Raw genomic sequence first — 415 nt, forward strand, 5'->3', positions numbered from 1 at the left:
ATGCACAAGTAATTGGTGATGAATTATATCTAAGAGATAAATATGGAAATAGAATTTCAGGAAGATCTGTAAGTAATGGAGACAAAATAACTGTATTAGATATAGAATATGAAAAACAGCTTGCACTAGTGCAATATCCAGCTGGAAACTTAGTAAGACAAGGATATGTTACTAATAACACTAATATTATTAAGTATATAGATTCATATAATTGGTTAAATGGATCAACTTCAGAAAATGTTTTTTCAGGACCTAAAGGAAGTAATATAATAGGTAGTGTTAATCCACATGAAAAAGCTACAAAATTGTTTGAAACTGAAGGAAGAACTTGTATAGTATATGATACTAGCAAAGGTAAATTAACAAAGGTTGGATTTGTTGATTTTAAGGGATTAATAAATACAGAATCTCATGG

General features: G+C 28.4%; 1 protein-coding gene. It reads left to right on the plus strand.

Annotated elements, in window-relative coordinates:
• A partial coding sequence (locus EII23_RS13050; RefSeq protein ID WP_221620429.1) for a hypothetical protein occupies window positions 1–415 on the plus strand: 415 nt, incomplete at both ends.

It is taken from the genome of Desulfovibrio sp. OH1186_COT-070, assembly GCF_003860215.1.
Lineage (GTDB): Bacteria > Desulfobacterota > Desulfovibrionia > Desulfovibrionales > Desulfovibrionaceae > Desulfovibrio.